The organism is Embleya sp. NPDC050493, from assembly GCF_044458105.1.
Taxonomy (GTDB): domain Bacteria; phylum Actinomycetota; class Actinomycetes; order Streptomycetales; family Streptomycetaceae; genus Embleya.
On the sequence record NZ_JBITHP010000001.1, the window covers coordinates 704,500 to 728,851 of the forward strand.

At 71.9% G+C, this 24,352-nt stretch carries 24 protein-coding genes; 15 read left to right on the forward strand and 9 right to left on the reverse strand.

Annotation, left to right across the window (positions count from 1 at the left end):
- Nucleotides 1-3: 3 nt before the first annotated feature.
- The 3 genes from ACIBM5_RS02900 to ACIBM5_RS02910 all read right to left on the reverse strand — a co-directional run bounded on the left by ACIBM5_RS02900 (nt 4) and on the right by ACIBM5_RS02910 (nt 2,735).
- Nucleotides 4-1,095 (reverse strand): adenylate/guanylate cyclase domain-containing protein, encoded by a 1,092-nt coding sequence (locus tag ACIBM5_RS02900; RefSeq protein ID WP_396005037.1) that lies wholly within the window; start codon nt 1,093-1,095, stop codon nt 4-6.
- A gap of 58 nt (nt 1,096-1,153) precedes the next feature.
- The gene (locus tag ACIBM5_RS02905) at nt 1,154-1,684 is read right to left on the reverse strand and encodes a PH domain-containing protein (RefSeq protein ID WP_396005038.1); all 531 of its coding nucleotides are present in this window, start codon (nt 1,682-1,684) and stop codon (nt 1,154-1,156) included.
- Nucleotides 1,685-1,916: 232 nt separating this feature from the next.
- Nucleotides 1,917-2,735, reverse strand: coding sequence for a biotin--[acetyl-CoA-carboxylase] ligase (locus ACIBM5_RS02910; RefSeq protein WP_391585244.1), 819 nt, complete (start codon nt 2,733-2,735; stop codon nt 1,917-1,919).
- A 103-nt stretch (nt 2,736-2,838) separates the two neighbouring features.
- Between ACIBM5_RS02910 and ACIBM5_RS02915 the strand changes: the two genes are divergently transcribed.
- From ACIBM5_RS02915 to ACIBM5_RS02930, 4 genes are all read left to right on the forward strand, one after another.
- Nucleotides 2,839-4,425, forward strand: coding sequence for an acyl-CoA carboxylase subunit beta (locus ACIBM5_RS02915; RefSeq protein ID WP_391585245.1), 1,587 nt, complete (start codon nt 2,839-2,841; stop codon nt 4,423-4,425).
- A gap of 91 nt (nt 4,426-4,516) precedes the next feature.
- Nucleotides 4,517-4,714 carry an acyl-CoA carboxylase subunit epsilon gene (locus ACIBM5_RS02920; RefSeq protein WP_355538307.1) on the forward strand — a complete coding sequence of 66 codons (198 nt, stop codon included), beginning with the start codon at nt 4,517-4,519 and terminating at the stop codon, nt 4,712-4,714.
- Between the two features lie 225 nt (nt 4,715-4,939).
- Nucleotides 4,940-5,056 (forward strand): morphogenic membrane protein MmpB, encoded by a 117-nt coding sequence (mmpB, locus tag ACIBM5_RS02925; protein WP_391585246.1) that lies wholly within the window; start codon nt 4,940-4,942, stop codon nt 5,054-5,056.
- A gap of 61 nt (nt 5,057-5,117) precedes the next feature.
- Nucleotides 5,118-5,726 carry a nucleoside triphosphate pyrophosphatase gene (locus ACIBM5_RS02930; RefSeq protein ID WP_396005039.1) on the forward strand — a complete coding sequence of 203 codons (609 nt, stop codon included), beginning with the start codon at nt 5,118-5,120 and terminating at the stop codon, nt 5,724-5,726.
- A gap of 33 nt (nt 5,727-5,759) precedes the next feature.
- Here ACIBM5_RS02930 and ACIBM5_RS02935 read toward each other — a convergent pair whose 3' ends face one another.
- Nucleotides 5,760-7,436 (reverse strand): hypothetical protein, encoded by a 1,677-nt coding sequence (locus tag ACIBM5_RS02935; RefSeq protein ID WP_396005040.1) that lies wholly within the window; start codon nt 7,434-7,436, stop codon nt 5,760-5,762.
- Nucleotides 7,437-7,796: 360 nt separating this feature from the next.
- On the opposite strand from ACIBM5_RS02935, the gene ACIBM5_RS02940 reads away from it, so the two are divergent.
- Together ACIBM5_RS02940 and ACIBM5_RS02945 are read left to right on the forward strand one after the other, a co-directional pair.
- A complete protein-coding gene (locus ACIBM5_RS02940; protein WP_396005041.1) occupies nt 7,797-8,252 on the forward strand; it encodes a hypothetical protein in 456 nt (151 codons plus the stop codon).
- Nucleotides 8,253-8,329: 77 nt separating this feature from the next.
- On the forward strand, nt 8,330-9,160 hold the full coding sequence (locus tag ACIBM5_RS02945) for a helix-turn-helix transcriptional regulator (protein ID WP_396005042.1): 831 nt from the start codon (nt 8,330-8,332) through the stop codon (nt 9,158-9,160).
- 210 nt (nt 9,161-9,370) lie between these two features.
- Here the strand turns inward: ACIBM5_RS02945 and ACIBM5_RS02950 are convergent, their stop codons facing one another.
- Together ACIBM5_RS02950 and ACIBM5_RS02955 are read right to left on the reverse strand one after the other, a co-directional pair.
- Nucleotides 9,371-9,904 carry a GNAT family N-acetyltransferase gene (locus ACIBM5_RS02950; RefSeq protein ID WP_391585251.1) on the reverse strand — a complete coding sequence of 178 codons (534 nt, stop codon included), beginning with the start codon at nt 9,902-9,904 and terminating at the stop codon, nt 9,371-9,373.
- A 372-nt stretch (nt 9,905-10,276) separates the two neighbouring features.
- Nucleotides 10,277-11,503 carry an amidohydrolase family protein gene (locus tag ACIBM5_RS02955; protein WP_396005043.1) on the reverse strand — a complete coding sequence of 409 codons (1,227 nt, stop codon included), beginning with the start codon at nt 11,501-11,503 and terminating at the stop codon, nt 10,277-10,279.
- A gap of 104 nt (nt 11,504-11,607) precedes the next feature.
- Here ACIBM5_RS02955 and ACIBM5_RS02960 point away from each other — a divergent pair, with 104 nt between their 5' ends.
- The 4 genes from ACIBM5_RS02960 to ACIBM5_RS02975 all read left to right on the forward strand — a co-directional run bounded on the left by ACIBM5_RS02960 (nt 11,608) and on the right by ACIBM5_RS02975 (nt 15,549).
- Nucleotides 11,608-12,099, forward strand: coding sequence for a MarR family winged helix-turn-helix transcriptional regulator (locus tag ACIBM5_RS02960; RefSeq protein WP_396005044.1), 492 nt, complete (start codon nt 11,608-11,610; stop codon nt 12,097-12,099).
- 318 nt (nt 12,100-12,417) lie between these two features.
- Nucleotides 12,418-12,630 carry a hypothetical protein gene (locus ACIBM5_RS02965; protein ID WP_396005045.1) on the forward strand — a complete coding sequence of 71 codons (213 nt, stop codon included), beginning with the start codon at nt 12,418-12,420 and terminating at the stop codon, nt 12,628-12,630.
- 214 nt (nt 12,631-12,844) lie between these two features.
- Nucleotides 12,845-14,611: an acetyl/propionyl/methylcrotonyl-CoA carboxylase subunit alpha gene (locus tag ACIBM5_RS02970; protein WP_396005046.1), complete on the forward strand. Its 1,767-nt coding sequence runs from the start codon at nt 12,845-12,847 to the stop codon at nt 14,609-14,611.
- Between the two features lie 296 nt (nt 14,612-14,907).
- Nucleotides 14,908-15,549, forward strand: coding sequence for a hypothetical protein (locus tag ACIBM5_RS02975; RefSeq protein ID WP_396005047.1), 642 nt, complete (start codon nt 14,908-14,910; stop codon nt 15,547-15,549).
- 21 nt (nt 15,550-15,570) lie between these two features.
- Here the strand turns inward: ACIBM5_RS02975 and ACIBM5_RS02980 are convergent, their stop codons facing one another.
- Together ACIBM5_RS02980 and ACIBM5_RS02985 are read right to left on the reverse strand one after the other, a co-directional pair.
- Nucleotides 15,571-16,389, reverse strand: coding sequence for a DeoR/GlpR family DNA-binding transcription regulator (locus ACIBM5_RS02980; RefSeq protein WP_020552647.1), 819 nt, complete (start codon nt 16,387-16,389; stop codon nt 15,571-15,573).
- A gap of 677 nt (nt 16,390-17,066) precedes the next feature.
- Complete coding sequence (locus ACIBM5_RS02985) at nt 17,067-18,485, reverse strand: NAD(P)H-quinone dehydrogenase (RefSeq protein WP_396005048.1); 1,419 nt, start codon at nt 18,483-18,485, stop codon at nt 17,067-17,069.
- A gap of 36 nt (nt 18,486-18,521) precedes the next feature.
- Here ACIBM5_RS02985 and ACIBM5_RS02990 point away from each other — a divergent pair, with 36 nt between their 5' ends.
- The 4 genes from ACIBM5_RS02990 (at nt 18,522) to ACIBM5_RS03005 (ending at nt 22,398) form a co-directional block, all read left to right on the forward strand.
- The gene (locus tag ACIBM5_RS02990; RefSeq protein ID WP_020552649.1) at nt 18,522-18,962 is read left to right on the forward strand and encodes a gamma-glutamylcyclotransferase; all 441 of its coding nucleotides are present in this window, start codon (nt 18,522-18,524) and stop codon (nt 18,960-18,962) included.
- A 314-nt stretch (nt 18,963-19,276) separates the two neighbouring features.
- On the forward strand, nt 19,277-20,086 hold the full coding sequence (locus ACIBM5_RS02995) for a purine-nucleoside phosphorylase (RefSeq protein ID WP_391585258.1): 810 nt from the start codon (nt 19,277-19,279) through the stop codon (nt 20,084-20,086).
- A 48-nt stretch (nt 20,087-20,134) separates the two neighbouring features.
- Nucleotides 20,135-21,829, forward strand: a complete 1,695-nt coding sequence (locus tag ACIBM5_RS03000; protein WP_396005049.1) for a phospho-sugar mutase — start codon at nt 20,135-20,137, stop codon at nt 21,827-21,829.
- 227 nt (nt 21,830-22,056) lie between these two features.
- Nucleotides 22,057-22,398: a hypothetical protein gene (locus tag ACIBM5_RS03005; RefSeq protein WP_396005051.1), complete on the forward strand. Its 342-nt coding sequence runs from the start codon at nt 22,057-22,059 to the stop codon at nt 22,396-22,398.
- A 297-nt stretch (nt 22,399-22,695) separates the two neighbouring features.
- On the opposite strand, the gene ACIBM5_RS03010 is transcribed toward ACIBM5_RS03005, so the two are convergent.
- The gene (locus ACIBM5_RS03010) at nt 22,696-23,280 is read right to left on the reverse strand and encodes a PH domain-containing protein (protein ID WP_396005052.1); all 585 of its coding nucleotides are present in this window, start codon (nt 23,278-23,280) and stop codon (nt 22,696-22,698) included.
- A gap of 94 nt (nt 23,281-23,374) precedes the next feature.
- Between ACIBM5_RS03010 and deoC the strand changes: the two genes are divergently transcribed.
- Complete coding sequence (gene deoC / locus ACIBM5_RS03015) at nt 23,375-24,349, forward strand: deoxyribose-phosphate aldolase (protein ID WP_391585262.1); 975 nt, start codon at nt 23,375-23,377, stop codon at nt 24,347-24,349.
- Nucleotides 24,350-24,352: the final 3 nt, after the last annotated feature.

A 24,352-nucleotide genomic window follows, 5' to 3' on the forward strand; every position in this document is an offset into this window, starting at 1 on the left:
GCCTCAACCGCCGGTCGCGCCGAGCGGGTCGGGCAGCGGGGTGCCCGGGCGGCACACCGTCCAGGGTTCGACCAGGCCCAGCCCGCGGACCGGTCGGCGCCACATCGGGTGCAGCTCGTAGCGGTTGTCGCCCTCAAGGGCCGCGGCCAGCTCGCGATCGACCACCACCGCGTCCTTGGGACTGAGCGCGGTCAACCGGCTGGCCAGATTGACCGTGGTGCCGAACACGTCGCCCATCCGGGAGAGCACGTGGCCGTACGCAATGCCCACCCGCAGCGCGGGCAGGATCTCCTCCTGGGCCATCGCCTCGACCAGGCGCAGACCCAGTTCGACCGCCGAGTCCGGCGAGAAGGTCACGAACAACACCTCGTCGCCCAGCGTCTTGACCAGCCGGCCGCCCTGTTCGGCGATCACGTCGACGGCGGTGTCCTCGAAGGTCTGCACGAGCCGGCCGAGCTCGGCCTCCTCCAGATTGCGCGACAGCCGGGTGAAGCCGACCAGGTCGGCGAAGCCGACGGCCAGCGACTGGCCCACCGTCTGCGGATCGGTCAGCCCTTGCATCGCCCGCGAGCTGGCCGCGGCCAGGTGGCGCCGCCAGGCGTAGATGACCAGCGGTTCGAGTTCGAGCATCACGTCGCCGGCGGTGGTGACCACCTGCTCGGAGCGGCTGCCGGTGAGCTCGTTGCCGATGTACTCCACCCACGCCTCGGTCTGCCATTCGGCGAAGCGGGCCATGGTCTGACCCACCGAGCGCACGAACTGGGCCGCGACGGTGGCCGGCAACAGCCCGGACTCGGTCAGCTCGCGCAGGTGCTTGAGCGCCGCGACGTCGGCGTCGGTGAACGCGCGGGCCGGGCCGAAATCGGCGAAGCCCAGGCCGCGCCACAACCGGCGGGCCTCGTCGAGGGGCACCCCGACCAGGTCGGCGACCTGGCCGGAGGTGTATCGCCGGGGGGCGCCCAGCACGACCTGCTCGACGTCGGCGATCGTGTTGTTGACCGCCTCCAGGTCGGCAAGGTCGGGCAGGGGGTGCTGATCGGCCGCGTCGGCCCCGGCGCCCGCGCCGGGCTCCACGCGGGTCCGTTCCTCGGGCATGTGGCTCCACCGGGTGTGCGAAGGATGGTCTCGTCGGAGCCACACTACGTGTCGGGGGTCACAAAGGTTCGGGGTCGGGCGGTGCCACCTGCTTCCTCCGCCTGTCGGCGGCCCGCTCCACGAGCATCAGAAGCTCGCTCTGCAGCCGCACCACGTGGGGCAGACCCGGCAGTTCGAGCTGCTCCCGGTCGCCGACGGGGACCAGTACGACGGTGCCCGCGCCGAGCATCCGGTCCACGAACGACTCGTGCTCGATCAGTACGTCCTCCACGCGGGCGAACGGCACCACCCGGATCTCCCGGGTGAGCGTGCCGGTACGCACGGTCAGGCGATCGGCCGCGACCGAGTACAGCGTGCCCAGCCAGGCCAGCCACGGCGCGACGCTCCAGCGGACCAGGACCGCGAGTCCGGCCAGGAGCACGGCGGGTTGGATCCAGCCGCGGGCGGCGTCCGGCGGGGTCAGCGCGGCGAGGAAGCCGGTGGCGGCGACGGTGGCGAACAGGGCCAGGGCGGGGCGGACGAGGTGCTTCCAGTGCGGGCGCACGACGAAGAGGGTGTCGTCGTCGACCTCGGCTGTGGTTGTGAACACCGGGCCTCCTGGTGAGTCACCACGATTGTGCGGGTCCCTCGGGCGGGGGGCCGGGAGGCGTGCCGAAGGCACCGGTTTTTGCGCCCACCCGCCCACCCGTCGCCCAAGGTGGAAAGACTGCGGAATTCGGGCGAGGGGCGGCCCGGGGTCGCGGTGGCGGACGGACACACGATGGCCGGCTGGGCCGCGGGCCCCGGGATCCGCGGGACCCGGCCTGGTGCCGCGCCCGGCGCTAGTCGGCGGTCGGGCGGACGTGGACGACGTCGCCGGCGCCCACCGCGGTGGGGCCTTCCGAGGTGGTGACCAGGAGGCGGCCGTCCTCGTCGATGCCGGTGGCCGGGCCCTCCAGGGTGCGGTCGGCGGGCAGTTCGACCCGCACCCGGCGGCCGATCGTGGCGCACGCGTCGGTGTAGGCGGTGAGCAGCCCGCTCGTGCGCGCGTCGCCCCCGGCCAGCCGCCAGCGGGTGTACCACTCCTCCAACTCGCGCAGGATCGCCCGCAGGATCGGATCCCGATCGGTGCTCTCGGCGCCGGCCAGCGCGAGCGAGGTCGCGGTCGGGACCGGCAGTTCCTCCTCGCGCAGCGAGACGTTCAGACCGATCCCCAGGACCACCCCGGCGCCGGCCCGCTCGGCCAGGATCCCGGCCAGCTTGCGTTCGCCCACCAGCAGGTCGTTGGGCCACTTCAGCCGCGCGTCCACGCCCGTCACCCGGGACACCGCCGAGGCCGCGGCGACCCCGGCGAGCAGCGGCAACCAGCCCCAGCGCGCGACCGGCACCTCGTCCGGCGCCAGCGTCACCGACATCGCGATGCCCGAACGCGGCGGCGCACTCCAGCGCCGGTCCAGCCGGCCCTTCCCGGCCAGCTGCGACTCGGCGACCAGTACCAGCCCCTCCGCCTCGTCGGCCCGCCGGGCGAGGTCGGCGTTGGTCGATCCGGTCTCGGGCACGACGTCGACCTCGCGCCACAGCCCGCCGGGTACCAGCAGGGCCCGGCGCAGTGCCGCCTCACGCAGCGGGGGGCGGTCCAGATCCGTGAAAGGAGAGTCCATCCGATCACCCTAGAAGGCACTGCGAGGCAGGGCGGTGATGGTCGCCGGCGTGGCGCGGATACGCTACCGATCGCCGCCGTTCGACGTGACAGGAGCCAGCACGATGGACCCAGTACAGGGCGAGCCCGACATCCACACCACCGCCGGGAAGCTGGCCGACCTCGAGCGTCGTATCGACGAGGCGGTACACGCGGGAAGCGCCCGAGCGGTCGAGAAGCAGCACGCCAAGGGCAAGATGACCGCGCGCGAGCGGATCGAGTATCTGCTCGACGAGGGCTCGTTCGTCGAACTCGACGAGTTCGCCCGGCACCGCTCCACCAACTTCGGCCTGGAGAGCAACCGCCCCTACGGGGACGGTGTGGTGACCGGTTCCGGCACGGTCGACGGTCGCCACGTGTGCGTGTTCTCGCAGGACGTCACCGTGTTCGGGGGCAGCCTGGGCGAGGTGTACGGCGAGAAGATCGTCAAGATCCAGGACCTCGCGATCAAGACCGGCGTCCCGCTGGTGGGCATCAACGAGGGCGGCGGCGCGCGCATCCAGGAGGGTGTCGTCTCGCTCGGCCTGTACGGCGAGATCTTCCGCCGCAACGTGATCGCCTCCGGCGTGATCCCGCAGATCTCGCTGATCATGGGCGCCGCGGCCGGCGGCCACGTCTACTCGCCCGCGCTCACCGACTTCGTCGTGATGGTCGACCAGACCTCGCAGATGTTCATCACCGGTCCCGACGTGATCAAGACGGTCACCGGCGAGGACGTCACGATGGAGGACCTCGGCGGCGCCCGCACGCACAACAGCAAGTCCGGCAACGCGCACTACATGGGCGCGGACGAGAAGGACGCGCTGGACTACGTCAAGGGCCTGCTGTCCTACCTGCCGAGCAACAACCTGGAGGAGGCCCCGTCCTTCGACGAGGCCGCCGACCTGGAGACCACGGACTTCGACCGTGACCTGGACACGCTCATCCCGGACTCGGCGAACCAGCCGTACGACATCCACACGGTGATCGAGCACGTCCTGGACGACGCGGACTTCCTGGAGGTCCAGCCGCTGTTCGCGCCGAACATCGTGGTCGGCTTCGGCCGGGTCGAGGGTCGGTCCGTGGGCATCGTGGCGAACCAGCCGATGCAGTTCGCCGGCACGCTGGACATCGACGCGTCCGAGAAGGCCGCACGCTTCGTGCGCACCTGCGACGCGTTCAACATCCCGGTGTTGACCTTCGTGGACGTACCCGGCTTCCTGCCCGGCACCGACCAGGAGTGGAACGGCATCATCCGCCGCGGCGCGAAGCTGATCTACGCGTACGCCGAGGCCACCGTGCCGCTGGTCACCATCATCACCCGCAAGGCGTACGGCGGCGCGTACGACGTGATGGGCTCCAAGCACCTGGGCGCGGACGTCAACCTGGCCTGGCCGACCGCGCAGATCGCGGTGATGGGCGCGCAGGGCGCGGCCAACATCCTGCACCGGCGCACGATCGCCGCCGCCGACGATCCCGAGGCGACCCGCGCGCGGCTGATCCAGGAGTACGAGGACACGCTGTGCAACCCGTACGTGGCCGCCGAGCGCGGCTACGTGGACGCGGTCATCCGGCCGTCCTCGACCCGGGCGCACGTGGTCAAGGCGCTGCGGGCGCTGCGCGGCAAGCGCGAGACGCTGCCGCCGAAGAAGCACGGCAACATCCCGCTGTAGGACGGCGACATCCCGCGGTAAGTCGGACCACACCGAGTCGGTCCCCGGCGCGTGCGTCGCGGGCCGGCTCGGTCAGGGCCTGGAGGTCCCCATGATCAAGGTGGTGCGGGGTGAACCCACCCCGGAGGAATTGGCCGTGATCGTCACGGTCGTGGCGGCCAAGGCGAGCGGCGGCACCGTGGCGCCGGAGCCGGCGGCGCCCTCGCAGTGGAATGCGCCGGCCCGGCTGGTGCGCCGGCAGTTGCGGCCCGGGCCCGGTGCCTGGCGCGCGAGCGCCTGGCCGTCCTGAGAGTCGGCCGCTCCGACCGAGGGCGGGCCTGCTCGGCCGGGAGCCGGCTCCCCGACGGAGGGGCCGGCTCGCCCGGCGGGTGGCGGCATGCCCGATGGGTGCCGGCATGCCGACGGAAGGTCGGCTTCGCCGACCGTCGGCAGATCGGTTGTCGGCATATCGCACGACCCGACTTGAGTACTCGTACTCAAGATCGCACCGTCGTGCGCCCCGCACGATGGACGCATGCGTGACCGTGACGAGTTCTCCGAGGAAACCCGGCGCGCCGTGGCCCAGCTGCGGCGCGCCTTGTGGATCCTGCCCGTGGTGGTGATCCTCGGCCTGCTTGTACTCGGCCTGTGACGTGTACTCGGCCCGTGACCTGGCCGTCAGGGCCCGGGCCGACGCCCGGTACGTTGGCGGCATGACCGACCGTTCCCCCTCCCGTACCCTCGTGCTCGCCTCGGCCTCTCCCGCGCGCCTGAAGCTGCTGCGCGACGCCGGGCTGGACCCCGAGGTCGTGGTCAGCGGCGTCGACGAGGACGCGCTCACCGCCGCCACGCCGCGCGAACTCGCCCTGCTCCTGGCCGAGGCCAAGGCCGACGCGGTGGCCGCCGGGCTCACGGCCGACGAACTGGTCGTGGGCTGCGACTCGGTCCTGGAACTGGACGGCCGCGCGCTGGGCAAGCCGGCCGACGCCGCCGAGGCATGGCAGCGCTGGCAGTCGATGCGCGGGCGCGCCGGGGTGCTGCTGACCGGGCACTGCGTGATCGACCGCCGCAGCGGGCTGCGGGTGTCCGACGTGGCGGCCACCACGGTGCGGTTCGGGTCGCCGTCCGACGACGAGGTCGCCGCGTACATCGCCACCGGTGAACCGCTGCACGTGGCGGGCGCGTTCACCCTGGACGGCTACGCGTCGCCGTTCGTGGACGGCATCGACGGCGACGCGGGCAACGTGATCGGCCTGTCGCTGCCGCTGCTGCGCCGGCTCCTGGACGGCGTGGGCGTGCGGATCGTCGACCTGTGGACCTGACCCGGCAGGCCCGCTCCCGGCGCTGACGCACCGTCAGGAGGCGGGCCCGTCCGGTCGGTTCAGGTCGCGGCGGACCGGGCCGGGGCCGAGGTTGGGCAGCCCGGCCGGCGGTTGCGGCCGGTGCGAGCCGACGTTCGGCTGCTGCTGCGGCACGTAGGGCTGCGGGGCGGGTTCGGCGTAGGCGTTCGGAGCCCACGGGCCGCCGCCGGGGACCGGTGCGCCGACCGGGTCGGGACCGCGCCCGGGACCACGTGGCGGCGGCGTGGGGCTGCCGCGCAGTGCGGCCAGCAGCGCGAGCGGCAGGGCGATCGCGGCGAGCACGAGCAGCGGCAGCGGTACCCCGCCGGGCTTTTTGGTCAGCCACTCCACCCAGTCGTAGTCCGCCGACGCGGCCTGGAGGTCCGGCCACACCGGTCCGCATGCCGCACCCAGTCCGAACGCCGCGATCGCGGCCTCCGGACGCAGCCCGCCGACCACCACGCCGATCGCCGCCGCGCCCGCGCAGCGCACCGCGAGCTGATGGCCGGAGCCGGCCGCCGGGCCGATGAGCTCGGCCAGGACCAGCGCGAGCGCGGCCAGGCCGATCGCGTACGCCCCGAGCATCCGGGCCGCGACCGCACCCAGGATGCCCGCGACGGCGAGCCCGAGCAGCCACGGCACGTATTCGGCCGGCCCGTCCAGGCCCAGCCCCGGGTTGCCCTCGGTGCGGTCCCAGGCGAACAGCGCGGCCGGGAACGCGGCCAGCCCGACCGCCATCGCCAGCAGCGCGCCCGCGACCGAGCGCACCCCGTCCACCCGGTAGGTCAGCACCGCGGCGACCAGGCAGCCCGCCAACGCGACGATCGGCCACAGGCCGAGCAGCTTGGGCTTGTCGTCGCCCATCACGATGGTCGCCGCGGACACCCCGACGCCGGCCAGCCCGAGCAGGAACACCCCGCCGAAGGCGCCCACTTCCGACTCCTGCCAGCCCCGGCCCGGCGGCACCAGGACCCGACCGGTGGGCAGCAGGATCAACAGGTAGCCGAACGCGGCGAGCGGCAGCCAGGTCTGGAGTCCGGCGCCGGACTCCCACATCGGGTCGAGCACGTCCCGCCCGCCGAGCACGAACAGCAGCGGTACGGCCGCCGCCAGCGTCGCCGCGAACGCTGCGTTCAGCGGCGCCTGGTGGCGGGGCACCGCGAGATGGATCCACAACACCACGCCGACCAGCACCTGGACCGCGAAACCGAACCGCAGCAGGTAGACGAAGCCGAGCCAGCGCGCGTCGCCCGAGCCGTCGTAGTGCGTGGCGATCGGGTCGAGTGCGGTGGTCAGCGCGGCACCGGCCAGACCGATCACCAGCACGCCGCCGACCGCGCCGCGGCGGTGGGTGAAGACGCTGTCGGTGAGCCCGACGCCGCCGATCATCAGCGGCACCGCCCACGGCAGCAGCACCGCGATCAGATCCCACACCGACCAGTCGCCGGCACCGGGGCTCGCCGGCGGCGGGACCGAACCGTAGGCGGCCGGGTCCGCGGCGGCCGGAGCCGGTGCGGCGGGATCGATGCCGGCCCGGAGCAGCACCAGCGCGGCGGCCGTGCCGAGCACGACCAGCAGCGCACCGGGCACCCATTCCAGGGACAGCCGGCCCACCGGTTCGGGGCGCCGCGCGCGGCCCTCCGCGAATCCGGCGCCGGCCTCGTAGGCCTTGCGTACCACTCCGCCGGCCATGGCCGTCTCCCCCGGGTCGTTTTACAGGCAGCTTAGGGAAGAACGGTGGTCGTCCGCTCCCGAAGCGGAAGACGCGGGGCCGGCCGATTCGGATCTGCCGGAAGTCCCTCGACCCTCCCTCGGGCCGCTGCTCGTTCCCCACACCCGCCCCGCGATCGCCGCTCGGACGGCGCCGGACCGTCCGGCCCTCGGGCACGGCTCGACGGATCCGGGCACGCCCTCCCCGAGAGGCCCCGCGTTCCCTCGGGACCGCGCGGGCGATACCTCCGGATCGCACGGCCATTACCTCGGAGGGAATCGACCACCGCACCGGGTGTCGAGCACAGTCGTCGCTGTCGGCAATCGACCCTGGAGGACCCCATGAGCGCCCAGTCTTTGCACTCCACGTTCGCGGCGGCCGGTGGATCCGGCGACGGCGCCGTCCGCGGCGACACCGGCCTGCTGCGCATCGCCCTGCGGCTCGACGCGATCGCCACCGGCGCGGTGGGCCTGCTCGCGCTGGCCGGTTGTGCCGCCTTCGACGGCGCCCTCGGCCTGCCCACCGCGTTCCTGGCCGGCCTCGGCGCGTTCCTGATGCTGTACGCGCTCGGGGTCTGGCGGGTGGCCGCGCGGTCCGCACCGCATCGCACCGCCGTGCGCGTGGTGATCGGACTCAACCTGCTGTGGTTCGCGGACAGCGTGCTGACCGCCCTCACGGGCTGGTTGGACCCCACCGGCCTGGGCACCACGCTCATCGTGCTCCAGGCAATCGCGGTGCTCGGCTTCGCCGATGTACAGATCTTCGCCCTGCGCAAGGCGAACAAGTCCGCGCGATGACCGTTCACCGAGGAACCGGCGGGCCGTTGCGGACGCACCGTGCCGAGTTGGTGGGGCACCGCGTACGGTCAGGTGCCATGAGTTCGGGATCCAGGAGTGTCGTCACCGAGCGGCCCGCCGGCCACACCGCCGGCCGGCGATCGAGCGGCGAGTTGATCCGGCACTGGCGGCAACACCGCCGGCTGAGCCAGCTGGAGCTCTCCGTGGAGGTCGAGGTGTCCACCCGGCACCTGAGCTTCATCGAGACCGGCCGCGCGGTGCCCAGTCGGGACATGGTGCTGCGGCTGGCCGAATACCTGGAGGTCCCCCTGCGCGAACGCAACCGGATGCTCCTGGCCGCGGGTCATGCCCCGGCCTACAACGAAAGCCGCCTGGACGCGCCGGAACTGGACGCGGTGATGTCCGCGATGCGGCAGATCCTGGTGGGGCACGGTCCGTACCCGGCGGTGATCGTGGACCGGGCCTGGAACATCGTCGACGCGACGCCGAGCATCGCGCTGTTCACCGAAGGCGTGGCACCCGAACTGCTCACCGATCCGCTGAACGCCTACCGGGTGAGCCTGCACCCCGAGGGCATGGCGCCGCGGATCGTCAACCTCCCGCAGTGGCGCGCACACCTGCTGCACCGGCTGCGTCGGCAGGCCGCGATCACCGCGGACCCGCTGGTCCAGGAGCTCTACGACGAGGTGAGCGGCTACCCGGGCGGCGAACCGCCGAACGCGGCCGGCCCCGGCGCGCCGGCCATCCCGCTGGGCATCCGGTTCGGCGGCGAGGTGCTCTCCTTCGTGAGCACGGTGGCCACGTTCGGCACCGCGGTCGACATCACCGTGGCGGAAATCTCGATCGAGTCGTTCTACCCCGCAGACAAGCGCACCAGCCGAATCCTGCACGACCTGCACGGCGACTGACCCAGCCGAACCGGCGCCTCCGGCGCAGCCGACCACCCGACCGAGCCCGACACCGAACCGAACCCGCCCCCGGACCCAAGGCGCGAACTACACGGCGTCGGACGGACGACGTAGCCGAGCCCCCAACGACCCGATTCGGGCCCGGGTTCGATTCGGAGCCGGCTCGGTCGGGCCGGCGTCGGTGGGCTCGGCTCGGGGGCGAAGTCGGGCTCAGGTCCGGAGCCGGTGGCCCCACACCTCGGCGGGCTCGGTGGCCGGGTCGGGTCGCCACTCGCCGAGGCGGGCCCAGTCCCAGGATCGGAACGCCGCGAGCGCGGCATGGTTGTCCCGGGGCACCCGCACCGCGGCGAACGTGGCGTCGGTGCCCGCGAGCAGCCTCTCCCGCATCCGGGTGGCCAACCCCTGGCGCCGGTGCTGGGGTACGACCATCAGATCCACGACCACGAACACCTTGCCGGCCGCGGCCAGTTCGGCCACGTCCTCGGGCAACTCGCCGTGGAAGCCGGTCCACCAGCCACTCGCCCGCCGGGGCGGGAAGCCGTACGTGCAGCCCGCCGCTTCGCCGGCCCCGTTCGCGACCACCATCTCGAACCCGGGCTGTTGGATGTCCTCGGCATAGCGCCGCAGGAAATCGGGGCGGCCCGGCGGGTCTTCGCCGTAGGTCTTGACGTACGTATCCGCGACGGATTCCCGCTGTTGGTCGGCCTGCCAACGGGTCAGCCGGCGCAAGAACACCTCTGCCACCAGTACCTCCTGCCCAGGCATGGGATGCCGTAGACGTTCACATCGTGGCAGCCCGCCCCGTCCAGGGGAAACACCACGAGCCGATTACCGCCCCCTCGGGTAGCCGACCAACGCCCCCACGCGCCGCAGCCGACCCACCCGAGCAACCCACACACCCGGCCCTCCCGCCCACCGCCGACCCACCGCCGGGCGCCCCGCACCCACTCCACGCCGGGCCTGCCGCAGACGACGACAACCCACCCGGGCCCGCGGGCAAGGCAACCCGCACCCGGCTGATCGGGTTCTCAACCGACGGGAAGGGGGAGCACGAGCGGGTGACAGTGGCCGCCGACGTGATGGTCGACGGCCACGGGGTTTTGTCGAGGGTGCCGGTCAGGCCGCCAGGCGGGTGCCGCGGCGCCAGATGGCGCGGGTGTTGAGGGTGTCGGAGATGGTGGTGGTGGGGTCGCCGTCGACGAGGAGGAGGTCGGCGCGCAGGCCCTCGGCGATGCGTCCGCGATCATCCAGGCCGAAGCGGCGGGCGGTGGTGGCGGTGGCTGCGCGCAGAGCCTGGGTGGGGGTGAGGCCGGCGCGGACCAGGTACCGCAGTTCGTGGTGAACGCTGGCTCCGTGGGCGAGTCCGCCCAGGAACGGCAGAGGAAGCGAGACGTCGGTGCCGGCCAGCAGGTCCACACCGGCGTCACCGAGAGCCTTGACGGTGGCCAGGACGTCTTCGATCCTGCCCTGCGGGTAGTGGCCGAAGCTGGAGCGCAGTGCCTTGTCCCAGTCGGCGTCGAGGCGTGAGGCGACGCGCGGGTCGTCGGCGAGTTCGCTGCCGGTAATGCCCATCATGGAGGCGTTCAGCACCACACAGGGCACGACGAAGACCCCGGCGTCCGTGATCATGCCGATGATTTCGTCCGTATGGGGCCGGTCCATGAACAGGTGGACGAGGCCGTCGATGCCGGCCTCGATGGCCATGCGGGTGGCGTCCACGGTCAGGGTGTGGGCGACGGTGAGCATGCCGCGCCGCTTGGCCTCGGCCACTCCGGCGTTCAAGGTGGCCTGGTCGAGCATCGGCAGGCCGGGATGCCCTTCGATGCTGCCGTCGTCGACCATGAACTTGATGTAGTCCGAGCCGCGTTCGATCAGCTGCGGGATGAACCCGACAGCTTCCTCGGGCGTGGTGGAGAACGGCATGAGCGGGGGCTCTCCGACGGGCTCGGCGCCTGCGGGCGGGCCGGGGCGGAAGCCTTCGGGGAACAGCTCGCTGGGGTGGCCGCCCGGCGGGGTGATGCCGAAACCGGAGGAGCGTACGTCGGCGACGGTGTCGTCGCCGCTGATGTGCGCACGGTTGTCGCGGGTGCTGGTGCCCTGCATCTCCAGCTCGGTGGTCACTCCGAACCGCAGCGCCAGAGCCAACGTGCCGGGGCCGGTGTGGACGTGGGCATCAATCAGGCCCGGCAGCAGTGTTGCCCCGCTGCCGTCGACGATCTCAGCCCCCTCGGGAACGTCGCCGCCGATGCGGGCGATCCGCCCGTCCTCGATAAGCACGGTGAGGGCACCCAGCGTCTTCTCGCCGTCGAAGACCCGGGCGCCGGTGATTGCAGTCACGGACATGGCTTGCCTCAATCCTGGAGTATGCCCCTGAATGTATACCTAAAGCTATGCACATGTTTGACGAGATGCGCATGCATGACGACCGGAACTCTTAGAATGGCCACATGAGCAGCTCCCCGTCAGAGTCGGCATTCGAGAAAGCCCTGCTCGACCAGGTCGGACCCGCACTGTCACGGCTGCGGCGGCGCACCTCCGGCGGACGCGGCGATCTCACCCGCAACCTCGTCCTGAACGTGGTCGCGGACGCGCCCGGGGAAATGACGGTCGGCGGAGTCGCCGTCGAGATGGGCGTCACTCAGCCCGTCGCCAGTCGCACCACCGCCGCCTGCATCGCCGACGGGCTGATGCGGCGGGTCGCCTCCCAAGCCGACGGACGGCGCACGGTTCTGGAACTCACGGACGCCGGCGAGGCCGAGCGTCATCGCTTCGCCTCCGAACAACGCGAGACGTTCGAACAGATCACCGCGGCATGGGATCCGGACGACCGCACCCGATTCGCCCAATTCCTGATCCGCTACAGCCAGGACGCCGGCGTCTGGTCCACCCGGCAACACCGCCACGGCAGGGACAGCGAAAACACCCGCTCGGAAGACTGAACAGCCCCCGGGGCACAGGCCGCCACCGCGCTCCGGTAACCCCCGGCCCCAGGCAGCCCACATGCCCCGGCTCCCCCGCATGGGCTCGCCTTGCACACCCCGGACTCCGCCGCCGAGCGACCCACACCCGGCCGACACTCGCGCAACCCACGCCCCACTCCACCGCCAACCCACCCCCGGGCAACCGGCACTCCCCCACCCCCGGCCCGCCGCCAGGCGACCCGCGTTCGGCCGCGTCTCAGGCGGTTTGGGCGTTTCGCCCACTCCCGGGACCGGGGGCTCGTAGCCTGCGCACGGGGTAGGGCGAGGAAAGGGTCGATGGTGCGCGACGTGCGGGAACCGGGTAATGCGTGGGACATGTGTGCCGAGGGTCACGACGAGCACGAGTGGGTGTATCAGTACGGACCGGCCGGGCCGACCGGCAAGCCGTGGGCCAAGGCCTGCAAGCACTGCGGGAAGATGGCGGGCGCGAACGTGCCGGAAACCGGGCTGCTCGGACGCTCCGCCGCAGGCGACTGTCTCGGCGGTTGACGGAACCCGACAAAAAACTGGAACACGTTTCAGCTGTACCCGAGCATCGGTCCCCATCGCGTTCGGAGTACGTTGACCCCACCGGCAACGTGGCCGGCAGCTCCACCGCAGGCCATGAACATGGCGGGTTGCCGTACCCATGACGAGGTGGGGCGGCGAATTGTGCCCGCCTTCGAATCCCTAGACTCTCCGCAGTTGAGGAGGGAGCCAGATCGTGCGCAAGGTACTCATCGCCAACCGTGGGGAAATCGCGGTCCGCGTCGCCCGAGCATGCCGGGATGCCGGCATCGCCAGTGTGGCCGTCTACGCCGAGCCGGACCGGGATGCTCTGCACGTGCGGGTGGCCGACGAGGCCCACGCGCTCGGCGGAAACACTCCGGCCGAGAGCTACCTGGACGTGGCCAAGGTTTTGCAGGCCGCCCGGGACTCCGGCGCGGACGCCATCCACCCCGGATACGGATTCCTGTCGGAGAACGCGGAATTCGCCCAGGCCGTGCTGGACGCGGGCCTGACCTGGATCGGACCGCCGCCGCAGGCGATCCGTGATCTCGGTGACAAGGTGGCCGCCCGGCACATCGCCCAGCGGGCCGGCGCGCCCCTGGTCGCCGGCACCCCGGACCCGGTCTCGGGTGCCGAGGAAGTGGTGGAGTTCGCGACGGCCAACGGCCTGCCGATCGCCATCAAGGCCGCCTTCGGCGGTGGCGGGCGCGGCCTCAAGGTGGCCCGCACCCTCGAAGAGGTGCCCGAGCTGTACGACTCGGCGGTGCGCGAGGCGGTGGCCGCGTTCGGCCGCGGCGAGTGCTTCGTCGAGCGTTACCTGGACAAGCCGCGGCACGTCGAGACCCAGTGCCTGGCCGACACCCACGGCAACGTGGTGGTCGTGTCCACCCGTGACTGTTCGCTCCAGCGCCGGCACCAGAAGCTCGTCGAGGAGGCGCCCGCGCCGTTCCTGAGCGAGGAGCAGAACGCCGAGCTGTACCGCGCGTCGAAGGCCATCCTCAAGGAGGCCGGCTACGTCGGCGCCGGGACCTGCGAGTTCCTGGTGGGCCAGGACGGCACCATCTCCTTCCTCGAGGTCAACACCCGTCTCCAGGTCGAGCACCCGGTCACCGAAGAGGTCACCGGCATAGACCTGGTGCGCGAGATGTTCCGGATCGCCGACGGCGAGGAACTCGGCTACGACGACCCGCCGCTGCGCGGCCACGCGTTCGAGTTCCGGATCAACGGCGAGGACCCGGGGCGCGGCTTTCTGCCCGCTCCCGGCGAGGTCACCCAGTGGCTGCCGCCGTCCGGCCCGGGCGTACGCCTGGACTCGGGTGTCGAGCAGGGCTCGGTGATCGGTCCGGCGTGGGACTCGCTGCTCGCGAAGCTGATCGTCACCGGTCGCGACCGCAAGCAGGCGCTCCAGCGGGCCAAGCGCGCGCTGGACGAGTTCGTCGTGGACGGCATGGCGACCGCGCTCACCTTCCACCGCGTGGTGGTGGTGGACCCGGCGTTCGCGCCCGAGCTCGACGACTCGACCGAGCCGTTCACGGTGCACACCCGGTGGATCGAGACCGAGTTCGAGAACACGATCGCCCCGTTCGGCGGCGGCGCGGACGCGGCCGAGGAGGCCGGCGAGCGCGAGACCGTCGTGGTCGAGGTCAACGGGCGGCGCTTCGAGGTCACCCTTCCGGCGGGCCTCGGCGCATCCGGTGCGGCCCCGGCCGCGGGGAAGAAGGCGCCCAAGCGCGGCGGTGCCAAGAAGGCCGGCGCCGCGGCGAGCGGCGACTCGCTGGCCAGCCCGATGCAGGGCACCATCGTCAAGGTCGCGGTCGAGGAGGGCCAGCAGGTGGCCGAGGGCGAGCTGATCGTGGTCCTCGAAGCGATGAAGATGGAACAGCCGCTCAACGCCCACCGGTCCGGTACCGTCAAGGGCCTGGTCGCCGAGGTCGGCGCGACGGTCACGTCCGGCGCGGTGCTCTGCGAGATCAAGGACTGATCGAGGTCGGGATCGGGGACTGATCGGGATAGAGGAGTGACCCCGATCGGGCCCTGACCGGGATCGATCGCCGAGCGCGAGGAAACAACGACCGCCCCCGCCGAGGATTCTCGCGCGGGGGCGTTCGCGTAGCGCGGACCGGGCCGAAGGGGGGCGGCGTGGAAGCCTGGATCACGATCGCCACGGCACTCGCGGCCGGCGGCACCGGGGCCGCCACGGGTATGCGGTGGTCCAATCGTCGACGTGCGACCTCGTCCGCCGAGGCGGCCTTACCCGCCGAGCGCGGCGGAGCGGCGATGTCCACGATTGCGACCGCGTTGTACGAACGGGCTCGGGCCGAGTCGGTCACGGCGTTGCGCGCCGAGGCCGGTGCCCGGCTCGCGGATCTCGCGGCGCGGACCCAGGCACTCGTACCGGCGCCGCGTCCGCCCGCGCTCGCGGCGCAACTTCGGGCTCTGGATGCGTGTGAGGCCGCGGCGTGGGTGTGGCGCGATGCCGACGATCTCCCCGATCTCGCGGGGGTGCTGGTGCTGGTCCGACACGGTGTCCGGGCGTTGGAGGTGGCCGCGCATCGAGCCGAGCGAGCGCTGTCGGATGACGCGCGCGAGGAGGAGGACGCGGACGACGACCCGTTCCGCGTGTCGGTCTGCCTGCTCAACCCGCTGCACGGGGCCGCGGTCGGTCGGCTGCAGTGGGCGATCCGCGGCCGGACCCGACTGTCCGTACCCGCGTGCCACGCGTGCCTGCTCGCCGCGAGCGAGCGCACCATGGCGGACGTACTCACCCAGCGGGTGGCGGACGGCGCGTACCTGGCCTACTACGAGGTCTCGGCGGATCGAAGCGTGTGGTCGGCGACGGGGTTCGGGGCCTTCGGCGGCGACCTGGTCGAACACGTGCGAAGCGCGTTGCCCGGGGGGCGCCGGGCAGGCGGCGGGTGATCCCTGATCGGTCGTACGTGATCACTGGTCGGGCATCACCCCCGGGACGCGCATGTCCCGCATCCGCTCCCCGTTGAATTCCGCGCGGGCGCCGGGAACGGCCCGCTGCGGGAGGGGGGCGATGTGCACCTGTGCGCCCAGTTCGGCCAGGGCCTCGCTCTCCGGGCCGGGAGCGTCCTCGTCGGTGACGAGGTGGGTGATGCGCTCGGGGGCCACCGTCTGGAACATGGTGTCCACACCGATCTTGGTGTGGTCGACCATGACGACGACCTCGTGGGCGGCCTGGATCAGGGCGCGGTCCACACTCGCGGACAGCATGTTGGGGGTGGACAGGCCACGCTCGGCGGTCAGCCCGTTGCCGGACACGAACGCGCGGCGCACGCGCAGACCCGCCAGGGCCTGCTCGGCTCCGCTGCCGACCAACGCGTAGGACGACCCGCGCAGCGTGCCGCCGGTCATCACGACCTCGACCCGATTGGCGTGGGCGAGGACCTGCGCGACGAGGAGGGAGTTGGTGACCACGGTCAGGCCCGGGATCCGGGCCAGTCTGCGGGCCAGCTCCTGCGTGGTGGTGCCGGCGCCCACGACGATCGCATCCCCCTCGTCGACGAGGGAGACCGCGAGGTCGGCCATGGCCGCCTTCTCCGCCGCCGCGAGGTGAGTCTTCTGCGAATAGCTCGGCTCACGGGACAGCCCACCGGGCAGCACCGCTCCACCGTGCCGACGGTCGAGCAGCCCTTCGGCTTCCAGGGCCCGCACGTCCCGCCGAACCGTCACCTCGGACGTCTGGACCACCCGGGCGAGTTCCCTCAGGGACACCGCTCCGTTGGCCCGCACCATTTCAAGAATCAGTTGACGACGCTCTGCTGCGAACACGTGACGAAGGTAACGCGAACGACCGGCTCTTATCAGCCGCTTGCGACTCTTACCCGAACTTGTTCATCAAAGTGATAAGACCGCTTCGGTTTCCGGGCGCAGCGAAGCCGCAGCGTTCGGAAGGGCCAACCATAACGCTGCTCACCCGGAGCCGGATACCGCTGCTGTGCACCGATTTTGATTCCGCGTCAGCCGGGCTCGACGGATGCGGAACACACCGCGAGGCGGCGATCACACCCGGTCCGATTCGAGTATGCGCGGCGGCCCGGGAGCACAGCGGATGTTCGAGAAAAGCCACCCGTAAGTGGAGTCCCCGGGAGCGCGGAATCCGAATTCCGCGCGCCCCTCGCACGCCGGAGGCCACCACCCCCGGCGGAATGATCTTGAAACCGTATTGATCGTGCGGCCGCATTGCTCTCGCAGGCGGGGGCACCCCGGGGCGGGACCGCGCGACGGGGCCGACCGGGCGCGATCGTCACGGCCCCAACCGCTCGACGTGCTCGTCACGGCGACATCGGACAGCGGCACGTGGCACATCGGCACGGCGCCATCGATCGCGACGCGATCGTCTCGCCGGGATCGTCTCGCCGGGATCGCCCGCCTCCGGGAGCGACCCGGCCGATTCGTCCGGGGCCGGCCGGTCAGGAACGCTCGCGCCGGTGCAATTGCCGGGCGGCTTCCGCGATCGAGCCGGAAAGCGAGGGGTAGACGGTGAATCCGCTGGCGATCTGGTCGACCGTCAAGTGCAGGTCCACCGCGAGTGCGACGGTGTGGATCAACTCGCTCGCGCGCGGGGCCACGATCACACCGCCGACCACGATCCCGGTACCCGGACGGCAGAACAGCTTCACGAACCCGTCGTGAATGCCCTGCATCTTCGCGCGCGGGTTGCGCGACAGCGGCAACTTCACACCGCGAGCGTCGATCTCGCCCGCGTCGATCGCCGCCTGGGTATATCCCACCGTGGCGATCTCGGGATCGGTGAACACGTTCGAGGACACGGCCTTGAGGTTCAGCGGGGCCACCGCGTCGCCGAGCATGTGGTACATCGCGATCCGGCCCTGCATCGCCGCGACCGACGCGAGCGCGAACACGCCGGTGCAGTCGCCCGCCGAGTACACCCCGTTCGCGGTGGTGCGCGAGACCCGGTCCACCCGCACGTGTCCGGTGTCCTTGAGGAAGACGCCCGCCTCCTCCAGACCGATGCCCGCGGTGTTCGGGATCGCGCCGACGGCGACCAGGCAGTGGCTGCCCTCGATGATCTGACCGTCGGTCAGCGTGACGATGACGCTGTCCCCGTCCCGCTTCACGCTCTCCGCCCGCGAGCGCGACATCACCCGCATGCCACGCCGACGGAAGACTCCTTCGAGCACCTCGGCCGCATCCGGGTCCTCGCCCGGCAGCACCCGGTCACGGCTGGAGACCAGCGTCACCTTCGAGCCGAGCGCCTGGTACGCACCGGCGAACTCGGCGCCGGTGACGCCGGAGCCGACCACGATCAGCTCGCGCGGCAGCTCGGACAGGCCGTACATCTGCTTCCAGTTCAGGATCCGCTCGCCGTCCGGCTCCGCGCCCGGGATCTCCCGGGGGTGGGCCCCGGTGGAGATCAGGATCGCGTCCGCATCCAGCGTGCGCTCGGTGCCGTCGGCCAGGTCGGCCACCACACGGCGCGGCCCGTCGAGGCGGGCGGTACCGCGCAGCACCCGAACGCCGGCGCGCGTGACGCTCTGCGCGATGTCGTTGGACTGGGCCTTGGCCAGTTGCAGCACACGCCGGTTGACCACGCCCAGGTCCACGCCCACGATCGGGCGATCCAGCGTGCCGGGCGTGCCGTCGTCGACGTAGATGCCGAGCTCGTGGTGCGAGTCGGCGAAGTTCGTCATGACCTCGGCCGTGGCGATCAGGGTCTTGGACGGGACACAGTCCGTCAGTACAGCCGCACCACCCACACCTTCGCGCTCTACCACCGTCACCTCGGCTCCGAGCTGTGCCGCGACCAAAGCCGCCTCGTACCCGCCGGGTCCTCCGCCTACGATCACAATCCGAGTCACGGGTGTCATTCTCTCCCATGCCCGCGCGTCGCGTAGGCTGCGGCCATGCCCCTCTACGCCGCGTACGCAAGCAACCTCGACGCGCGGCAGATGGCTCGGCGTGCCCCACACTCCCCTCTGCGCCACACCGGTTGGCTGCCCGGCTGGCGGCTGACCTTCGGCGGCGAGCAGTTGGGTTGGGACGGATCGCTGGCCACGGTCGTCGAGGACGAGTTGTCCCAGGTATTCGTCGCGCTGTACGACCTGGCCGAGATGGACGAGCCCGACCTCGACCGCTGGGAGGGCATGCCGCTCGGCCTGTACCGCAAGGTCCGGGTCCGGGTGGAGTCCCTGTTCGGCGAGCAGTTGGCCTGGCTGTACGTGCTCAACGACTACGAGGGCGGCCTGCCCTCGGCGCGCTACCTCGGCATGGTCGCCGAGTCGGCCGAGTCCGCCGGCGCCCCCGACGACTACGTCAAGGAACTCCGCAACCGCCCCTGTTCATAGGCCGTAGGGCCGGCCCATCCGGCCGGCCCCGCCGTCGCCGGGGACCCGAATCGCCCGCCCATTCGGCGCGCCGGGCCCCGACCCGGCGCTCCGCTCCGCCACCCGGCTCCCGCTGTCGGCCGGGGTCGGGATCGGGGTCGGGTGACCGTCGACGCGTCCGCATCCGCGGTCGGGTGCGTCGCGTCGACCAAACGGACATACAGCCACTTATCCTTGCCATTCGTCCCCCGCTGTCATTGCGGTCGTATCACAGTCTTCTACGCGCATAGACCCCGCCCGCGCTGTTCCCAGGTGCAGCATTTACGCTCATCGATGTGAACGTATTGGATAGCCACGACCCGTACACGGCCGCCGCCGAGGCCGCCGAAAGCCTTCAGCGGCTCACCGGTGCCGCCACGCACGACATCGCGCTCGTCATGGGCTCTGGCTGGGTGCCCGCCGCCGACATGCTGGGCGACCCGGAGCACGAGTTCCCGGTCACCGAGCTGCCCGGCTTCCCGCCGCCCGCCGTCGAGGGCCACGCGGGCACGGTCCGCTCGCTGGTCATCGGCGACCGCCGGGCGCTGGTCTTCCTCGGCCGCACCCACCTCTACGAGGGGCACGGCGTCGCGTCCGTCGCACACGGCGTGCGCACCGCGGTCGCGGCCGGCTGCAAGGCCGTCGTGCTGACCAACGGTTGCGGCGGCCTGCGGCCGTCCTTCGTGCCCGGACAGCCGGTGCTGATCAGCGACCACATCAACCTCACCGCCGCGTCGCCCATCGTCGGGGCCAACTTCGTCGACCTGACCGACCTTTATTCGCCGCGGCTACGCGCGTTGTGCCGCGAGGTCGAGCCCGACCTCGAAGAGGGCGTATACGTGCAATTCCCCGGCCCGCACTACGAGACCCCGGCCGAGATCGGCATGGTCCGCGCGATCGGCGGGCACCTCGTCGGCATGTCCACGACCATCGAGGCCATCGCCGCGCGCGAGGCCGGCGCCGAGATCCTGGGCATCTCGCTGGTCACCAACCTCGCCGCGGGCATGACCGGCGAGCCGCTCAACCACGAAGAGGTCCTGGCCGCCGGACGCGCGTCCGCCGAGCGCATGGGCCGACTGCTGACCCAGGTCCTGCCGCGCATCTGAGCGTCCGCAGGCCGTCCCGCCTCCGATCCCTTCCGTACCGAGGAGTCCGTGTTGAGCGACGTCATCGAGATCGCGCGTGCCTGGTTGGCCGAGGACCCGGACCCGGACACCCGGGCCGAACTCGAAGCGTTGCTCGAAGCGGACGACCGGGAGGGCCTCGCGGATCGTTTCGCCGGGCTGCTCCAGTTCGGTACCGCGGGGCTGCGCGGCGAGTTGGGGGCGGGACCCAACCGGATGAACCGCGCGGTGGTGATCCGCGCGGCGGCGGGGCTGGCCGCGTACCTCAAGACCGCGTACGTCACCGACACGGCGGCACCCGCCGCGACGCGCAACGCGGTGGTGATCGGGTTCGACGCGCGGCACAAGTCCGACGTGTTCGCCCGGGACACCGCCGCCGTCATGGAGGCGGCCGGGCTGCACGCACTGCTGCTGCCCCGGCCGTTGCCCACGCCGGTGCTCGCCTTCGCGATCCGGCACCTGGGCTGCGTCGCGGGGGTGATGGTCACCGCGAGCCACAACCCGCCGCGCGACAACGGCTACAAGGTCTACCTCGACGACGGGTCGCAGATCGTGCCGCCCGCCGACGCGGAGATCGCCGGGCACATCGCGGCGGTCCGCTCGCTCGCGGACGTGCCGATGGCCGAGGACGGCTGGGAGACGCTCGGCGAGGCGCTGATCGACTCCTATCTCGACCGCGCCCTGACCGTCGTCGACCCGACCGGGCCGCGCGACGTGCGGATCGTGCACACCGCGATGCACGGCGTGGGCACCACCGTGATGCTCGGCGCATTCGACCGCGCGGGCTTCGCGGACGTCCGGCCCGTCCCCGAACAGGCGGATCCGGACCCCGACTTCCCGACCGTGGCGTTCCCCAACCCGGAGGAGCCCGGGGCGATGGACCTCGCGTTTCGCACGGCACTCGCCGAGGACGCGGACGTGGTGATCGCCAACGACCCGGACGCGGACCGGTGTGCGGTCGCGGTGCCGGATCCGGCCGTCGCGGGCGGGTGGCGGATGTTGCGCGGCGACGAGGTCGGCGCGCTGCTCGGCGCCGAGGTGGCCCGTCGGGGCACCGACGGCGTGCTGGCCACCACGATCGTGTCCTCCTCGCTGCTGGGATCGATCGCGGCGGCGCACGGCATCGCCTACACGGAGACCTTGACCGGCTTCAAGTGGCTCGCCCGGGTGCCGAACCTGGCCTTCGCGTTCGAGGAGGCGCTGGGCTACTGCGTGGACCCGGCCGGGGTGTGCGACAAGGACGGCGTCACCGCCGCGCTGATGCTGGCCGAACTCGCGGCCGGTGCCAAGCGGGACGGCCGTACGCTGCCCGGCCTGCTGGACGACATCGCGGGTCGGTACGGGCTGTACGCGACCGACCAGTATTCGGTGCGGGTGGACCGCCTCGAACTGATCGCGAACGCCATGCGGGGGCTGCGCGAGCGGACCCCGAAGACCCTCGGCGACCTGGCCGTGGCAACCGCCGAGGACCTGCTGCACCCGGCGGCCGACGGCCTGCCACCCACCGACGGCCTGCGCTACACGCTGGCCGGCGACGGCGCGGACCTGCTCGCGGGCCGGGTCGTGGTGCGGCCGTCCGGGACCGAACCCAAGCTCAAGGCCTACCTGGAGATCGTGGTCGACCCGAAGCGGATCGCCGAGGTCGGCATCGTCGCCGCCCGTGCGGCGGGCCACGCGGCGCTGGAGCGGCTGAAGCGGGATCTGGCCGCGACGCTGGGCATGTGACGCCGGGCACGTAGCGCGCCGCGGTCGACGCGGACCGGCGAACGAGTGGGGTGGTGTGGCCGATCGGCCGCGCCGCCCCACCGTCGTCTCACCCTCCGGAGGGTCGGTTCCGGCGGTCGTTGGTACCTGCGTACGGGGTCGACGTGGCCCTGCGGACGGATGTGTGGAACGGGTCCGCCGGCGGATCGTGGAAGAGTCCAGTCGACCCTCGGCTCCGAGAGGATGCCATGAGCACCCTGACCCACTTCTCCGTCCGGAACACTCCCCTGCGCGCTCGCCTGCGGCACGTCTGGCAGTGGGCGAAGGCCGGGCGCTCGATCCCGGCGCTCGCGACCTTCCTCGGCGGCGTGCTGGTCCTGCCGGTGCTCGCGTTCGGCGTGGCCTACCGGCTGCTCTCCGGCTCCGCCGACACGCTCTTCCACTCCTCCGCGCAGGACATCGCCGCGTGGGGTGGACCCGACATCGGCGGTCCGTGGGGCGGCCACGTCACGGTCGCCGCACTCGCGGTGAGCGGCGCGCTGATCGTGCTGTACAGCGTCCTGCGGGTGGTGCGGCGGGGCGCGCGGTGACCTGGCCGGCCTGCGGTCGGGCCGGCCTCGGACGCCGGCCCGGCCGGATCGGACCCGGCCTTCGGCCGAGGTGGCCTCGAACGCCGGCCGGGCCGAATTCTGTCCCGGCCGGCGTTCGGCTCGCGGCCGGGTGAGGCCCGGCCTTTCGGCCCGGACGGCCTCGCACACCGGCCCGGCGGGAGCTTCGGCGCGATTCGTGTTCGGCCTGCGGCCGGATCGGGCCCGACCCTCCACCCGGGGCCTCGAACAGCGGCCGGGCCGGAGATTTCGGCGGTCTGCGTTTGGTCCGCAGGTGTTCTAGAGCAGGCCCAGGAGCAGGGAGGCCGCTCCGGAGAGGGCCAATCCGCCGAGGATTTCCGGGGACCAGTGCACCTGGACCGGGCCGGTCGACTTCTTGGCGAACTGCTCGCTCATCCCGCGCAGGTCGTCCACGACCTGGTCGGCGCGGGAGAGTTGGGGCAGGTCGTGGACGCCGTGGCCGTACGGGTCCTCCGCCGCCGTGCGGCCCTGTTGCCGCAGTGCCCGCTTGCGTTCGCGCAGCGAGACCGGGATGGCCCAGATGTGGAACGACTTCTCGTCCGCGCGCACCTCGATCGAGTATTCGGCCCGGACCCGCTCCACCGCGGCCCACGGCACCACGATGGTGCGGAACGGGTTGCGGATCACCAGCCGCTCGGGCCCGACCAGCACGGCCGAGCGCAGCGTGAGCGCGACCACCAGGATCGCGAAGAAGATCACGACGGCGACGGCCAGCCATTTGGTCCGACCTTCCCCGCGGATCAGCGTGTCGATCACCATCCAGATCCCGACGGCGATCAGAAGCACCCCGACGGCCATCGCCGGCCGGGAGCGATACGTGGTGATGTCCTCGTCGCTGCTCATGACCGGTGATTGTGCCGCACGGCATCGCTCGGGTTTGGCTCGACCGGACCACTGGGCCCGACGCTACGCGAGTAGATATGCTCGTCTTGTGAGCATGCCGTCTGCAATTCTCGCCGACCCGGCCGAGGTCACCTCGTCCGAAGCGGCCCTTCGACGCTTTCTGCACGGTCTTCCCGGCGTCGACAGGGTCGGTACCGAAGCGCGGGCAGCAATGCTCGCGACACGCTCGATCAAAACCGATGCCAAGGTCGCCGCGATCGACCTCGCCATCAGGATGATCGACCTGACCACCTTGGAAGGTGCCGATACCCCGGGCAAGGTCCGGGCCCTGTGCGCCAAGGCGCAGCACCCGGACCCGGGCGCCCCGGACGCGCCCCGGCCCGCCGCGATCTGCGTCTACGGCGACCTGGTCGCCGAGGCCAAGGCCGCGCTCGGCGACTCCGGCGTGCACGTCGCCGCCGTCGCGACCGCGTTCCCGTCCGGGCGCGCCTCGCTGGACGTCAAGCTGGCCGATGTCGCCTACGCGGTCGCCGCCGGCGCCGACGAGATCGACATGGTGATCGACCGGGGCGCGTTCCTCTCCGGGCGCTACCGGGCCGTCTTCGACGAGATCGTCGCGGTCAAGGCCGCCTGTGCGCGCAGCGCCGCCGCCGGCGGCGGGAGTGCCCACCTCAAGGTGATCCTGGAGACCGGTGAACTGTCGACGTACGACAACGTGCGCCGCGCGTCGTGGCTCGCGATGCTCGCGGGTGCCGATTTCATCAAGACCTCCACGGGCAAGGTCGCGGTCAACGCGACACTGCCGGTGACCCTGGTCATGCTCCAGGCGGTCCGCGACTTCCGCGAGGCCACGGGTCGTCAGGTCGGCGTCAAGCCGGCCGGCGGGATCCGCACCACCAAGGACGCGATGAAGTACCTCGTGCTGGTCAACGAGACGGTCGGCGCGGACTGGCTGGACCCGGACTGGTTCCGGCTCGGCGCCTCCAGCCTGCTCAACGACCTCCTGATGCAGCGCCAGAAGCTGGCCACGGGCCGCTACTCCGGCCCCGACTACGTGACGGTGGACTGACAC

Bases quoted from the DNA above. Each gene is read 5' to 3' on its own strand.
- ACIBM5_RS02900 (WP_396005037.1), bottom strand. From the start codon at position 1,095: ATGCCCGAGGAACGGACCCGCGTGGAGCCCGGCGCGGGCGCCGGGGCC.
- ACIBM5_RS02910 (WP_391585244.1), bottom strand. From the start codon at position 2,735: ATGGACTCTCCTTTCACGGATCTGGACCGCCCCCCGCTGCGTGAGGCG.
- ACIBM5_RS02915 (WP_391585245.1), top strand. From the start codon at position 2,839: ATGGACCCAGTACAGGGCGAGCCCGACATCCACACCACCGCCGGGAAG.
- ACIBM5_RS02920 (WP_355538307.1), top strand. From the start codon at position 4,517: ATGATCAAGGTGGTGCGGGGTGAACCCACCCCGGAGGAATTGGCCGTG.
- mmpB (WP_391585246.1), top strand. From the start codon at position 4,940: ATGCGTGACCGTGACGAGTTCTCCGAGGAAACCCGGCGCGCCGTGGCC.
- ACIBM5_RS02930 (WP_396005039.1), top strand. From the start codon at position 5,118: ATGACCGACCGTTCCCCCTCCCGTACCCTCGTGCTCGCCTCGGCCTCT.
- ACIBM5_RS02935 (WP_396005040.1), bottom strand. From the start codon at position 7,436: ATGGCCGGCGGAGTGGTACGCAAGGCCTACGAGGCCGGCGCCGGATTC.
- ACIBM5_RS02940 (WP_396005041.1), top strand. From the start codon at position 7,797: ATGAGCGCCCAGTCTTTGCACTCCACGTTCGCGGCGGCCGGTGGATCC.
- ACIBM5_RS02945 (WP_396005042.1), top strand. From the start codon at position 8,330: ATGAGTTCGGGATCCAGGAGTGTCGTCACCGAGCGGCCCGCCGGCCAC.
- ACIBM5_RS02955 (WP_396005043.1), bottom strand. From the start codon at position 11,503: ATGTCCGTGACTGCAATCACCGGCGCCCGGGTCTTCGACGGCGAGAAG.
- ACIBM5_RS02960 (WP_396005044.1), top strand. From the start codon at position 11,608: ATGAGCAGCTCCCCGTCAGAGTCGGCATTCGAGAAAGCCCTGCTCGAC.
- ACIBM5_RS02965 (WP_396005045.1), top strand. From the start codon at position 12,418: ATGGTGCGCGACGTGCGGGAACCGGGTAATGCGTGGGACATGTGTGCC.
- ACIBM5_RS02975 (WP_396005047.1), top strand. From the start codon at position 14,908: ATGTCCACGATTGCGACCGCGTTGTACGAACGGGCTCGGGCCGAGTCG.
- ACIBM5_RS02980 (WP_020552647.1), bottom strand. From the start codon at position 16,389: ATGGTGCGGGCCAACGGAGCGGTGTCCCTGAGGGAACTCGCCCGGGTG.
- ACIBM5_RS02985 (WP_396005048.1), bottom strand. From the start codon at position 18,485: ATGACACCCGTGACTCGGATTGTGATCGTAGGCGGAGGACCCGGCGGG.
- ACIBM5_RS02990 (WP_020552649.1), top strand. From the start codon at position 18,522: ATGCCCCTCTACGCCGCGTACGCAAGCAACCTCGACGCGCGGCAGATG.
- ACIBM5_RS03005 (WP_396005051.1), top strand. From the start codon at position 22,057: ATGAGCACCCTGACCCACTTCTCCGTCCGGAACACTCCCCTGCGCGCT.
- ACIBM5_RS03010 (WP_396005052.1), bottom strand. From the start codon at position 23,280: ATGAGCAGCGACGAGGACATCACCACGTATCGCTCCCGGCCGGCGATG.
- deoC (WP_391585262.1), top strand. From the start codon at position 23,375: ATGCCGTCTGCAATTCTCGCCGACCCGGCCGAGGTCACCTCGTCCGAA.